We start from the raw sequence: 14,350 nt of genomic DNA, 5'->3' as shown, positions 1-14,350 counted from the left end.
GGAAAAACAAACGGCTGACCTGATGTCAGCCGTTTTTATTTACACAATATTGATATTTTGAGTGGTTTTTTAATGAAGAAAACTGTCGCTGTACTTCTAGCTAGTCTCACTTTCGGGCATTCTTTAGCAGCCGTCAATCCAGAGCCTGCGGCTATTGCGCCATTAGCTGAAAAATCTTTACTATTAGATGTTCAAAATGTTGAGCAGTCATACATCATTGCGGTAGGGGAACGTGGCCATATACTACGCTCTATCGATGGTGATACATGGACTCAGTCATCTGTACCCGTTCAATCAACGCTTACTGGTGTTTATTTTGCAACTCATCAATTAGGTTGGGCAGTTGGCCATGATGCAACTATCTTACACAGTTCAAATGGCGGTAAAACATGGCAAATTCAGCAATACTTACCTGCAAAAGAAAAACCATTGTTAGACGTTTTGTTCAAAGATGTTAATAACGGTATCGCTATTGGAGCCTATGGCATGTTTTATCGGACTGATAACGGCGGTAAAACATGGACAGAAGAGTTTCATGAAGAATTTTTACCGTTAGAAGACATAGAGTATTTAAATGAATTAAAGATGGAAGACGAGGAGTCCTATTTGGATGAACGTGCTTCTATATTGCCGCATTTTAACCGAATAGTGCAAGATGGGAGAACTATGTACCTTGCCGGTGAAATGGGGCTGATAGCTAAAAGTAATGATTTTGGAGTTACTTGGGAACCGTATCAAAACATTTATCAAGGTTCATTTTTTGATATGGAACGTACGCAAAGTGGAAATTTAATTGTTGCAGGTCTTCGAGGTAACATATTTAGAAGCCTTAGAAACGGTACTCCATGGTCCCACGTCCAAACGAAAACAACCGCATTGCTGAGTGATATAGTGTTAACTGACGATGATCGTGTCTTAGTGGTCGGAAATAATGGCGTGTTACTGATCAGTGATGATGACGGCCTTACGTTTAGACTTCGCCCTGAACATGATGGAAAAGCGATGATTGCCGGTACGTGGTATAAAAATGCACTCTATGCCGCCTCTGAAGTAGGCATTAAAAAAATAACAATTGCGAAGTAGTTTTATGAGTATGAATTCAACAATAAACCGTATTGAAGTAGGTATATTTCGTCACCGCCTTTTAGTTTTAGCTTTATTTGTAGTTGCTACCTGTTTTTTTATATTTCAAGCAACCCACTTAAAGTTGGACGCGGCGTTTACAAAAAACATCCCATTAAATCATTCCTACATGAAAACGTATTTGAAGCACCAAAAAGATTTTGGTGGTGCTAACAATATTTTAATCTCTGTGTGTGATACAGAGGGTGATATTTTTAATGAGACATTTTTTAATGCACTAAAAAATGTTCATGATCAGTTATTCTTTATTCCTGGCGTCGACCGTATTCAGGTTAAATCTCTGTTTTCTCCAAGCACGCGCTTTGTTGAAGTGGTAGAAGATGGTTTTGCCGGCGGACCTGTAATTCCAGCGAACTTCAAAGCTGATGAAGCAGGCTTAGCGATTGTAAAAGGTAACATTGAAAAAGCGGGTATCGTAGGGCGCATAGTAGCAGATGACTATAGTTGCGCCATGGTGACTACGTCATTAATGGAAGTTGACCCTAACACTAATGAAAAGCTCGATACACTCAAACTTTCAGAACAACTCGAAAACGAAATTCGCGCCCAATTTGAAAGCTCAAGAATCAGCATACACATTATTGGTTTTGCCAAAATGGTGGGTGACGTTGCTGAAGGGGCTAAAGGTGTTGTTGCCTTTTTCGCTATTGCGATCGCAATAACGGCATTGATGGTTTACTTATTCTGTCGCTCGATTAACCTAACTTTACTACCCATTGTATGCTCTCTCGTCGCGGTAATCTGGCAGATGGGCGCTTTATCCTACCTTGGATTTGGCATCGATCCGATGTCGATTTTGGTACCGTTTCTAGTATTTGCTATTGGCGTTAGTCATGGCGTTCAAATGATTAATTCCGTGGTTAAGCAGGTTCGATTTGGTGCAACGAGTAAAATTGCAGCGCAAAATAGCTTTAAAGCATTGTTAATTCCAGGTGGTATTGCGCTGTTATCAGATACGGTAGGTTTTATGACCTTATTGTCGATTGATATAGGTATCATTCGTGAATTAGCAATTACGGCATCGATAGGTGTTGCTATGATTATCCTAACGAACCTTGTGCTATTGCCTGTTGTAATTTCTTACCTGAAAATTAAAACGGAAAAACCACCTAAGCATAAAATTCACAAAAGTGATATTTGGCAAGCGATGGCAAAGCTCGCAACTAAAGGGCCTGCATCTTTCGTAATATTCATTACTGTTTTGTTGTATTTGTTTGGTATGTATCATTCACAGAATCTGAAAATTGGTGAATTACATGCTGGAGCTCCCGCGTTACATGAAAGTTCTCGATATAACCAAGATACGTTTTTAATTACGGATCGTTACGCTATCAGTGTTGATTACATGTCAGTGATTATAGAAACATCTGCGGATGCCTGTACAAGCCATGATAATTTGAATGTTATCGATCAATTTCAATGGCAGCTCGAAAATGTAAAAGGTGTGCAATCTGCAGTCAGTCTTGCGTCAATTTCGAAACTTGTGAATGCGGGCTATAACGAAGGTAACCCTAAATGGCGAACCTTATCTCGAAATCAACAAACGTTGGTGCAATCAATTGCCCGCGTACCTACAAGTAGTGGTCTATTAAATCGTGATTGCAGTGTGATGCCGGTAATTCTTTTCTTAGAAGATCACAAAGCTGAAACAATTAATCGTGTTATCACGAAAGTTAAAGCCGTGTCTGAACAGCTAAACAATGACAACTTACAATTTAAGTTAGCGTCTGGTCCTGTAGGAGTTATGGCTGCAACTAATGAAGCGGTTGAGGAAGCTCAACTACCGATGATGCTTTATGTCTATGGTGCGGTGATCGTGTTGTGTTTATTGAGCTTTAGAAGTGTTAGGGCAACAGTGGTGGTTGTATTACCTTTATATGTGGTCTCAACATTGGCTCAAGGTTTAATGACTGCGCTTGATATTGGCTTAACTGTATCTACGCTACCTGTTATCGCATTAGGTGTAGGTATTGGTGTCGACTACGGTATATATATACTGTCGACTATGAGCGAAAAACTTCGTCAAGGTGAAACAGTAGAAAATGCCTATTTAGCGGCGCTATCTGAAAGAGGAAGTGCGGTGTTAATCACCGGTATTACACTAGCAATTGGCGTTTCTACTTGGTTCTTTTCAGCGCTCAAATTTCAGGTAGACATGGGGATATTGTTAACCTTTATGTTTTTAGTGAATATGCTTGCAGCGATAATCGTATTACCAGCAATAGCTGCATTTTTATGGCCTAATAAATTAGACGGTAAAAAATAAATTGTAATCACTTTCCTTGAATAAATAATCGAGAAAATGGCCGAAAGGCCATTTTCTATTTATAGAGACTGAATAATGATTTAATCTATGCGGATTAAATGCGCTAACCCTTTGTTTCTAACAGGTCTTACCAAAAAATAATCCTCGCTTTAAGCTTACTTTCTTAATAAAATTACCGCCAATGGTCTATTCTGAATGGAATAGACATTACTTGCTGATAAATCAAACAAAATATAGCTAATAATTATTCAGTAGAATTCAACAAATAATAATAAAAAGTGTTGAACAAGAATAATCAAGTGGTTCGCTATTGATTTGGTGCAGTCAACATAAACAACAATTATTCAAAGCGTGTTATCCAAAAGGAAAGCTCCATGGCGTTCGTAGACGGTTTACCCTCAGTACTACTAAAAAATGTAGCCAAATTTATTCAACAAAAAGTTCCAGCTGACACAGCCCCTTTGGTTGAGCAGTTTGCAAATTTATTATATGGCAACATTTCCAATTTAGATTTAGCTCATAGAAATGATAGTGATTTATACGGGGCTACATTAAGCCTTTGGAATTCACTTAATGGCCATCAATATGATACGCCGGTGATTAAGGTATTTAATCCTGAAGTTTCTAAACATGGCTGGAAATCAAGTCATACTGTAGTTGAGGTGATTGTTAGAGATATGCCTTTCTTGGTGGACTCGTTAAGAATCGCACTAAATCGTCAAGGGTTATCGCCACACCTAATGCTTAACTGTCCAATGAATATCGTTAGAGACAAAAACAAGCATATATCTAAGCTGTCATCCGCAACAGATAAGTCAATCAAATCCGCAAGCGTTGAAACGGTATTTTTCATTGAGATTGATCGTCAAGACGATGCACAAGTGCTTGAGACCTTGACCAAAGAGCTACATTCAGTTGTGAGCGACATCTCTTTAACCGTGACAGACTGGAAACCTATGCTTGGGAAATTAAACTCGATAATTACCGATTTAAAAAAAGCTAAGGTACCTTGCTCAAAGCAAGACAAAGACGATGCGTTAGAATTCTTACAGTGGGTCGCTGACAACAACTTTACGATTATGGGCTATCGCTCATACGCTGTGGATACCTTAAAAGGTGATATGGCATTGTCTGCTAATGTAGAGTCAAGCTTAGGGTTAATGAAAAACTCTAAAGGAACTAAACAACGCTTGTTATCAACATTAAGTGAATCTGCAAGAGAAGTTGCGTTAGGAAGTAACCTCCTTATTCTAACAAAAACTAACTCCCGTTCTCGCGTACATCGACCAGCTCACTTAGATTATATTGGCGTTAAAACGTTTGATGATGAAGGTAATGTCACCGGTGAAGAGCGTTTTGTGGGTTTATTTGGCTCAGCATACTACACCAATAGTGCTCTTGATCTTCCATTAATTAAATCGAAAGTTTCAGATGTATGTTCGTCTTCTGGTTTTGCCATTGGTAGCCACGCGTATAAAACGCTGATCAACATTTTAGAAACATACCCACGTGACGAAATTTTGCAATCAAGCGTAGAAGAGCTTTTGCAAAATGTAAAAGGCATTTTACAAATGCAAGAGCGTGACTATTCCGGTTTATTTGTACGCCGTGACGCCTTTAATCGTTTCTATTCTTGTATGGTTTATGTTCCCCGTGAACGTTACAACACTAAATTACGTATAGAAACTCAGAATTTACTACAAGAAGCGTTTGGCACGACCAGAGAAGTAGAGTTTACCACTTATTTCTCAGAGTCAGTGCAAGCAAGAACTCATTACATTGTACGTGTCGACAACACCAAAGCGGATATAAACGTGAAAGAAATAGAAAAGAATTTAAATGAAGCCGCTAGAAGTTGGGACGACAAACTTGCCTCGGCATTAAAATCGCACAAAGGTGAATCTCTAGGAAAAGCGCTAGGCCGTAAATATTCAATTTTCCCTCAGTCATATAAAGACGAAGTTTTACCGGGCACTGCAATTGTTGATATAGAAAAACTGGAGGCGCTTGCTGATGACAACCAATTAGAGATGTTGTTTTATCAGCCACAAGAAGAGTCTGCGGACAGTCGATTTGTAAAACTTAAGCTGTTCCATAAAGGCGAACCGCTGCATTTATCAGACGTATTACCCATGCTTGAAAACTTTGGTCTTCGTATCATTGGTGAAAGCCCATATGCAGTGCGAACGGCTGATGGTGAAACATGTTGGATTCTTGATTTCTCGATGTTGCTCACCGGAGATCGTACATTTAATTTGGAAAAAGTGCAGATGTTGTTCCAAGATGCCTTTGCCAAAGTTTGGGCGGGGCATTTAGAAGATGATGGCTTTAACCGTTTGATCTTAGGCGCTGGTTTAGGTGGTCGTGAAGTATCAATATTGCGTGCTTTTGCTAAGTATGAGCGACAAATTGGTGGTACTTTCAGCCAAAGTTATATCGAAGATACGTTTGCTCGCTATCCAAACATCGCTGAATTGTTGATCAAACAATTTAACCTACGATTTGAGCCAGGTAAGAAAGTTGCCGCTAAAACACAAACTAAAGTATTGGAAGATATTGAGGCTTCTCTAGATAGAGTAGCAAACTTAGATGATGACAGAATCATCAGACGTTTCGTTGAGATGATTAGCGCAACCATTAGAACAAACTACTTCCAAGCAAACGCAGCTGGTGAAGAAAAGTCGTACATTTCATTTAAAATATTACCTGAGAATATTTCTGAAATTCCATTACCTATCCCTAAATTTGAGATATTTGTCTATTCACCGCAAGTGGAAGGTGTTCATTTACGTGGCGGAAAAGTAGCGCGTGGTGGTCTACGCTGGTCTGACCGACGAGAAGACTTCCGTACTGAAGTGTTGGGTCTAGTAAAAGCACAGCAAGTTAAAAATACTGTAATTGTTCCGGTTGGTGCGAAAGGTGGCTTTGTTTGTAAGCAATTGCCAGAAGACGGTAGCCGACAAGAAATATTTGAAGCAGGTAAGGAATGTTACCGTACCTTTATTCGAGGCTTGTTAGACATTACTGATAACATTATTAAAGGTGAAGTTGTACCGCCTATTAATGTGGTTCGACACGATGAAGATGATGCCTACTTAGTTGTTGCTGCTGATAAAGGTACAGCGACTTTTTCAGATATCGCAAATGAAATATCAGATGAATACAACCACTGGTTAGGCGACGCATTTGCCTCAGGTGGAAGTGTTGGTTATGACCATAAAGGTATGGGTATCACAGCAAAAGGTGCATGGGAGTCTGTTAAAAGACATTTCCGCGAAATGGATATTGACTGTCAATCAACTGATTTCACCGTAATAGGTATTGGTGATATGGCAGGGGATGTGTTTGGTAATGGCATGTTGTTATCTAAGCACATTCGTTTGCAAGCTGCCTTTAACCATATGCACATCTTTATCGATCCAGAGCCAAACGCGGCGAAAACGTATAAAGAGCGTGAGCGCTTATTTAATCTACCGGGGTGCTCTTGGGAAGATTACAACAAAGATCTAATTTCTGAAGGTGGTGGTTTATTTAGCCGTAGTGCTAAATCAATTAAGCTTACGCCGCAAATCAAGAAAATGATTGGCACGCAGAAGCAATCAATGGCGCCAAATGATTTGATCAAAGCTATTTTAATGATGAAGGTTGATTTGCTTTGGAATGGTGGTATTGGTACTTACGTTAAAGCAACCAAAGAAAGTCATTTGGAAGTGGGCGACAGAGCAAATGACTCGCTACGTATAAACGGTAATGAGCTGCAAGCGAAAGTTATCGGTGAAGGTGGTAACTTAGGTTGTACTCAATTAGGCCGTATCGAATACACAGCTAATGGTGGTCGCATGAATACCGATGCTGTAGATAACGCCGGTGGTGTTGATTGTTCAGATAATGAAGTGAACATCAAAATATTACTTAACGGTTTAGTACAAAGTGGCGATTTAACGGTTAAGCAACGTAACCAATTATTGTACGACATGACCGATGAGGTTTCTGAAATCGTATTAGAAGATTGTTATCGTCAGACGCATTCATTGTCAATTACCACCTTGCGTGGTGCATCTTCATTGAAAGAGCAAACTCGCTTTATTAATGAGTTAGAACGAGCAGGCAAATTAGATCGCGCCTTAGAGTTCATTCCAAATGATGATGAAATCACAGAGCGTTTAGCACAAGGCAAAGGCTTAACGCGACCAGAGCTTGCCGTACTTCTTGCCTACAGCAAAATGGTATTAAAGGAAGATTTGGTTTGTTCTGAAATAACCAGTAACCCTTACCATGATCACTTGTTGATCAGCGCTTTCCCTAAACAATTGCAGGAAAAGTACTCGGCACAAATGCAAGAGCATCCACTTCGCGCGGAAATTATTGCCACTAAACTGGCGAATAAACTTGGCAATGACATGGGTTTTAACTTTGTTAATCGCATGAAGGAAGAAACAGGCGCAGCCGTTCACGAGATAGCTAATTGTTATACGATGGCCAGTGAAGTGTTTGAAATGGAAATGATTTGGCAAGGTATTGAAGCGCTAGATAATAAGATTCAAACGAGCGTTCAAACTGAAATGTTATTCCAGCTACGCCGCAATGTCCGTCGCGCTACTCGTTGGTTCTTGCGCCACCGTAATAAAGCGTTAAGCATTCAAGAAAGCATCGATTTTTACCGTCCAACATTTGATTCTATGTCTAAAAACTTACACAAGTTTATGGTCAAAGAAGAAGTTGATGGCCTTATACGTGTAGAGACAGATTTGGTTAATGCGGGCGTGCCTAAGAAAATAGCAACGCGTATTTCTCAATTAAGCACCTTATTCTCAATTATGGATATCGCTGAGATAGCTGATGCTGACGGTCGTTCTATTGAATTTGTTGCTGAATTGTATTTTGCATTAGGCGAACGTTTGTCATTGCACTGGTTCCTAGATCAGATTACAAAACAACCTGTATCGAACCATTGGCAAGCATTAGCAAGAGCTTCATTTAGAGAAGAGTTAGATTGGCAGCAACGCTCAATCACTATCGTAGCATTGAAAGTCGATGCGAAAAGCAAAGATATTGACCAATTACTTGATACTTGGTTTGAACAAAATGGTCAGCCTTTAGAACGATGGGAACATATCCTTGCTGAATTTAGGACCTCACAAAATCATGAGTTTGCTAAGTTTTCGGTTGCACTTCGAGAGCTAATGTTACTAAGTTTGCATAGTGATCCAATCAAATAAGGGTTAAAATAGTGTAATCGTTAAAAATCCTCGATTTAGTCGGGGATTTTTTATACCACCTTTTTATTAATGACTTGAGGAGTACAGTCTTGTATCCACTTATTCGCAAAGTATTATTTCAATTTGATCCCGAACTAATCCATGACGTGACGATAAAGTCCCTAAAAACTATGGGTGGGGCACCTTTGTCATTAATGTATAAAAATCGAGTGCCGAGCAAACCTGTTGAAATGATGGGTATTACTTTTCCTAATCCTGTTGGGCTTGCCGCCGGTTTGGACAAAAATGGAGAGTGTGTCAATGCGTTTACAGGTATGGGCTTCGGGTTTGTTGAAGTGGGTACCGTAACGCCACGTCCTCAGCCAGGCAATGAAACTCCTCGTTTGTTTCGTTTAAAAGAAGCGAACGGCATAATCAATCGCATGGGCTTTAACAATAAAGGTGTTGACTATCTCGTTGACCAAATTCGAAAAGCGAAGTTTGATGGTGTCGTTGGGATCAATATTGGTAAAAACAAAGACACACCTGAAGAAAACGCCAAAGATGATTACATCACGTGTATGCGTAAAGTGTATAAACATGCAACTTACATTACGATAAACATTTCGTCGCCAAACACGCCGGGGTTGCGCTCTTTACAATATGGTGAAGCGTTGGATGAGTTATTGTCAGCCATTAAAGCTGAGCAAAAGTTACTTGCTGAACAGCACGGAAGTTATGTTCCTGTCGCAGTTAAGATTGCACCGGATCTAACGGAAGAAGAGATTTTGGATATCGCCCAATGCTTAATAAAAAATGAAATAGATGGTGTTATTGCGACAAATACAACCTTGGCTCGTGACAAGGTAGCGCACTTAGAGCATGGCAATGAAATGGGCGGTTTAAGCGGTAAACCATTAACGCAAAAAAGCACTGAGGTGATCAAACTTTTATCCAAAGCACTTGATGGCAAATTACCGATCATGGGCGTTGGAGGTATTCACAGTGTTGAAGACGCGAAAGAGAAATTAGCGGCAGGTGCAACGGTTGTTCAGCTGTATAGTGGCTTCATTTATGAAGGCCCAGACTTAATTCGCGACATTGTAAAGGCGCTGTAATTATAGGCCTGTTGGGGCCGCTATTGAATAAATAAAATCTGTATTGGCTCATATTTGACTGACCGATTTTACCGTCGTAATTAGGTATGGGCTGACAGACAACAGTCAGCAAGTTTCAGATCCAAATATCAAAAATGGTTTGCCAACAAAAGATATAGGAATAGTTATTCTTTCCGGCAACCCGTTTTCATCAGGAACTAAAAACGGACGTACTGTTTATTGTGCAGGGTTAATTTCTTATGGTACCTCAGGGAGTTCAATGTGGCTTTTTAGCGACATAATAAATGGTAAATCCACCCTAAACCTTTTGACTAACAAAGTGGGATAAAAGTCTCCTGACTTTCTGGCTATATTAAATCTAGAAGTTATCAACGGGGGAGTCACGGCCGTTAGATTAGGGGCTGTTGATCTTTGTTTATTAATTCTGCTGAGTAATAAAATCGCTTTAATTAAGGCAGAAACTGTGCCGTTTAGTCATCTAAACCAACAATTTTTAACGAAGAGTAAATCAATTTTAACCTCAGCCCTATAGGCAATGGCTATTTTTATCGCTAGCTACATTAGAATTTACTTATTTGGAATAACCAAATTACCTTCATTCTGCTTTGCTTTCAATAAAAATTGCCTATTGCAGAAATTAAAAACAAAGATCAACAGTCCCTGATAGACGCTTTCAAAATAAAAAGATAAGAAAATTATGCAGGACAAAAACAGTTGGCTTTTTTCTCCTTCTTCGCTTAATTTAAGCCAACTGTTTTTTCTCTTAACGCGGCGTTATATTTTTAAAATAAATTATCAGAGATTTCTCAAATTGTGGGGAATGTATTGGCGTTACTTAGTTTCGCTTGTTGTATTGTTGATTCTATCAGCAACTTTGGATAATCAATTCGGTTTGTTAGATGGTACTGCATATACTAGCTTTAAACCGACAATTGTGTGGGCAAGCATTGCTATTGTTTTGAGTTTGTTCGCGTTAGTCCAAAACAAAGGATTACCTTATGTTTTTTTGGGGTACCGCTTGAGCCTTAATAATAGTGTTTGGATAAAGTTTAATAAAATTTTAATTTCATTCTTTATAACCTTATCACTACTTAATTATGTTGTTTATATGTTCGCAGGATTGGAGTTTTGGAAAGTTTATAAATTATTTGGTCAAACGTCATTATTAATTATATTTCCATTATTTGGTGTTTGGTGGGTTTATTATCCATACAAGCAGACAAAGTGAAGAGACTGTAAACTGATATGCAACTCAACTGTAGAAATTGCCAAACTATTCTCACAGAAAACGCTAAGTATTGTTCAACTTGTGGGCAGAGTACCAAAAGCAATCGCCAACCTTTTATTCCGTTTGTAAAAGAAGCAATGCATGAGCTTTTGGATATTGACGGACGCTTGTCGCTCACTTTAAAAACTCTATTCACCAAACCAGGGCTCGCATCATATGAGTATGATCTTGGGATGCAGACGAAATATACGCCTCCTCTGCGGCTTTATTTGGTGATCAGCGTTATATTTTTTCTACTGTTTTCCAGTTTTCAGCAGGTTTTCACCGGTCAGGAGGGTTATTCAGCATCTTCAATAGATCTTTATTCTAAAGCAATGTTCGTGTTGTTCCCTCTGTTTGCTCTTTATGTAAAGGCAATGTATCCAAGCAGTTACCTGGTATCCAACATCGTTTTTTCCCTGCACATTCATAGTGTCGGCTATTTGGTTTTGATTTTAATTGGCCCGCTGGAGGTATTGGAAAGGCAACACATATTATTTATAGCGCTACAGGCACCACTCTTATTATATTTACTTTGGTATTTTCCAAAGGCGTTTAAAACCATGTATCAGGCGTCTTGGCTTGTCACAGCCTTTAAGTCTCTACTAGTCTATTTGGTTTATATGGCGACCTTAGGGCTGGTATTTGATGTGGTTTTACCGACAAAATAAACAGTTGCTCAAGTAGTTAAAGATGTGTCGAGTTCGTTGTAATCACTAAAATATCTTTATAACAGGTTGTTCTTATAGGTTATTTTTATTCAATATTTAGGCTTACCATATTCATCAACTCTATGAATACTGAAAACTAACTTGACGCCTATTACCTAAATTGTCGGCCAATGGTTTTTATTCTAGGGATATAGACTCCTTATATTTGAAGTTTATTTCAACCTCACTATGACACGCTCGTCAGCTAAAGGTGATGGGTGGGGGGGCATATCATTCGTTAGCCGTTCAAATTGCTTACTTGAACCCTTTCGATACTTTTATTCCTTTGAGTTTACAGTCTGTCATGAAAATTGAATTGGTCACTACACTTGAGCGTTAAGCACAAGAATTTGAGCGGTACTACACTCTTCTATAGAGTCTGTGTTGAATAGGCTTTCACCCAAAATGAATAACGCCAATGTACCAAGTTTTTACCCGTGAGTGGGGTGCTATGTGTTTAAACCCGTACCTTGGACTATAGTAATAAAGCTTAAATTCATTTGATGGAGATATCATGTGAGTACGATCACAAAAATTGGTGAAATGTTTTTTGATGCCTGTGAAACAGGAAAGGGCTGGGTAGCGTGTAAAGAATATTGTCACCCTAGTGCTACCTTTTCAGCACAAGCAGCAGCATTAGCAGATATAAATAGCATCGAAGGTTACACAGAGTGGATGAAAGGACTTTTAACGCCGATCCCTGATGGTCGTTATGAGTTAAAATCTTTTTCAACAGACGAAAAAAGGAATTGTGTAACTGCCTTTGCTGTTTTTCATGGGACTCAAACTGGTTCCGGTGGCCCCTGTGAGCCGACAGGCAAAGTTATCGCTGCTGATTATGTTTATGTAATGCAATTTGAAGGTGAGCTTATTAGTCATATGACAAAAATATGGAATGATTCAATAAGTCTTCAACAGCTTGGCTGGGCATAAAAAATAAAACAACTTTACCTTGGAACAATCGCAAGAGATAGTTGCCAAGCAAAGTTAAATCTCTTATTAGGGAAGATTCGCTTTCCAGTGTGTATTAATAGGATAAGGAAATCATTCAATGAATACCTACGCTGATAAAACACAAGAAAGTAGAAGCCAATCGGTGGCGAATGAAATCTCTCAAAATCAGAGCGATAATAAGCCTAATATTGAGTTTTTAGGTAATCGTGGTGAGACTGCTACGCAATATAAATTACAAGAGGTAGCCAACAACTCTCCTCAAGCAAAACAAGTAGCTCAATTACGCTCAATTGCTAATAGTCATTCTGCTCGTAAACTGTCAGCTATCCAAAAGAAAGTGAAGAATAAAGCCTTACCAGACAAACTAAAATTAGATGTTGACGGCCTTTCTAGTGAATCGCTAGCTGATGTGAACGTACATTACAAAAGGGCTAGGTCTGCACCATTGCATGCGCACACATATGAACACGAGGCTTATATACATAAATCTTCAGAGCAGAAAATACAGCGTCGCTCATTCTCAGACAATTTGCGTGCCGTTCAATTGGTACGAATAAAACTTCGGGACGAAGATAAAAACTTGATGGCTGAGCTTAGACAGGTCCCAGTGAATGAAGAAGGAGATCAAGCGGTTGAAGCGCCTACTAAATTAAGCGATTTTGATGGTCTTGCTGAAATAGGAACTGCCGAGAACATAGTACTTGAAGGGCACGGCAATACCAACGATGAAGGTATTACCCATGGCCAAGGGGGGTGGTCATCTAAATCAGTTGCTTTGTTTGCAAATAAAGTTCCTAAGCCAGAAGACTGGTCAGGTTCGATAATACTCTTAGGTTGTAGTACGGGAGGAATTACAGAAGAAGTATCCAAAGCCTATTACAGGCTAACAAAGAAAGCAGTGACAGTAACCGGGACATTAAAAAATATAAAAGTTGGAAAAAATAGCGAAGGTACTAACTTTGCGGGCACCGATTGGAACCGTTACCCTGAAGAAGAGCGTCCAGAAGATCTGAGCATTATTAGAAAGGTAGAAAAAGGCATAGAAGACTTTCATGATCTTTGTGTTGCGCGGTTATATGAAATAACTCAAGCTATGGGCAAAACTGATGACGGTGTATCGGTAGTCATTCCCTATGATTTTGGCAATTTGGAATTGGACGCATGGAAACTCTTACCTCATGAAGGGAATAACCAAAAATATTTTTGGGTTGAACGTTTGAAAATCAAAATGGATTTTCAAAAATTATTGGACATTGTTAAGGATGATGCAGAGGTGATTGTCAGCAGGATATTGAAAGTAAAAGACAAAAATAGAGGAATAATAGCAATAAGAGGGGATTTGATAGATGCCTTTAAGAAATTCAACGCAGATTACGAGCAGAGATATCTTCCTCTTCTACAACAAGTCAGGGGGCTTGGATTAAAACCCGTTGACCTTTCAAATGTGGGGCATGTGAAACAGAGCAGGATGGAAGAAACAAGTAAATTTGGTGGGGCTTTTGGTGAAAGCTGGAAAGACAGATTGGCATAGTGAGTCAACTTTCTTTTTATGAATAACACAGAGCAGGAGTTAAATTTAGCTATCCATGAATCTACTACTGACATAGACAAGATTGTTAGACTAGATTGAATTTTGGTTTTAATGCTGTCAGGTGAGGATTTGACTTATGCCATTAACAAACAAGCCGACTAAG

Annotated in this window: 8 protein-coding genes; all 8 read left to right on the top strand. The window is 39.1% G+C overall.

Annotation, left to right across the window (positions count from 1 at the left end; genetic code table 11):
- Nucleotides 1-72: 72 nt before the first annotated feature.
- The 8 genes from QUE03_RS10910 to QUE03_RS10875 all read left to right on the top strand — a co-directional run bounded on the left by QUE03_RS10910 (nt 73) and on the right by QUE03_RS10875 (nt 14,187).
- Nucleotides 73-1,083: a WD40/YVTN/BNR-like repeat-containing protein gene (locus QUE03_RS10910; RefSeq protein ID WP_286261347.1), complete on the top strand. Its 1,011-nt coding sequence runs from the start codon at nt 73-75 to the stop codon at nt 1,081-1,083.
- 4 nt (nt 1,084-1,087) lie between these two features.
- Complete coding sequence (locus tag QUE03_RS10905) at nt 1,088-3,409, top strand: efflux RND transporter permease subunit (protein WP_434019773.1); 2,322 nt, start codon at nt 1,088-1,090, stop codon at nt 3,407-3,409.
- 374 nt (nt 3,410-3,783) lie between these two features.
- Nucleotides 3,784-8,628 (top strand): NAD-glutamate dehydrogenase, encoded by a 4,845-nt coding sequence (locus QUE03_RS10900; RefSeq protein WP_286261342.1) that lies wholly within the window; start codon nt 3,784-3,786, stop codon nt 8,626-8,628.
- A gap of 74 nt (nt 8,629-8,702) precedes the next feature.
- Nucleotides 8,703-9,725 carry a quinone-dependent dihydroorotate dehydrogenase gene (gene pyrD, locus QUE03_RS10895; protein WP_286261340.1) on the top strand — a complete coding sequence of 341 codons (1,023 nt, stop codon included), beginning with the start codon at nt 8,703-8,705 and terminating at the stop codon, nt 9,723-9,725.
- Nucleotides 9,726-10,422: 697 nt separating this feature from the next.
- Nucleotides 10,423-10,953, top strand: a complete 531-nt coding sequence (locus QUE03_RS10890) for a septation protein IspZ (protein ID WP_286261338.1) — start codon at nt 10,423-10,425, stop codon at nt 10,951-10,953.
- A 17-nt stretch (nt 10,954-10,970) separates the two neighbouring features.
- On the top strand, nt 10,971-11,663 hold the full coding sequence (locus QUE03_RS10885) for a DUF3667 domain-containing protein (RefSeq protein ID WP_286261333.1): 693 nt from the start codon (nt 10,971-10,973) through the stop codon (nt 11,661-11,663).
- Nucleotides 11,664-12,218: 555 nt separating this feature from the next.
- Complete coding sequence (locus QUE03_RS10880; RefSeq protein WP_286261331.1) at nt 12,219-12,635, top strand: ester cyclase; 417 nt, start codon at nt 12,219-12,221, stop codon at nt 12,633-12,635.
- A gap of 118 nt (nt 12,636-12,753) precedes the next feature.
- Nucleotides 12,754-14,187 (top strand): hypothetical protein, encoded by a 1,434-nt coding sequence (locus QUE03_RS10875; RefSeq protein WP_286261328.1) that lies wholly within the window; start codon nt 12,754-12,756, stop codon nt 14,185-14,187.
- Nucleotides 14,188-14,350 lie beyond the last annotated feature (163 nt).

This window comes from Thalassotalea atypica, from assembly GCF_030295975.1.
Lineage (GTDB): Bacteria > Pseudomonadota > Gammaproteobacteria > Enterobacterales > Alteromonadaceae > Thalassotalea_F > Thalassotalea_F atypica.
Note: the sequence above shows the minus strand (reverse complement) of the source record. Positions and strands in the feature narration are given on the sequence as shown.

Bases quoted from the DNA above. Each gene is read 5' to 3' on its own strand.
- QUE03_RS10910 (WP_286261347.1), top strand. From the start codon at position 73: ATGAAGAAAACTGTCGCTGTACTTCTAGCTAGTCTCACTTTCGGGCAT.
- QUE03_RS10905 (WP_434019773.1), top strand. From the start codon at position 1,088: ATGAGTATGAATTCAACAATAAACCGTATTGAAGTAGGTATATTTCGT.
- QUE03_RS10900 (WP_286261342.1), top strand. From the start codon at position 3,784: ATGGCGTTCGTAGACGGTTTACCCTCAGTACTACTAAAAAATGTAGCC.
- QUE03_RS10890 (WP_286261338.1), top strand. From the start codon at position 10,423: ATGCAGGACAAAAACAGTTGGCTTTTTTCTCCTTCTTCGCTTAATTTA.
- QUE03_RS10885 (WP_286261333.1), top strand. From the start codon at position 10,971: ATGCAACTCAACTGTAGAAATTGCCAAACTATTCTCACAGAAAACGCT.
- QUE03_RS10875 (WP_286261328.1), top strand. From the start codon at position 12,754: ATGAATACCTACGCTGATAAAACACAAGAAAGTAGAAGCCAATCGGTG.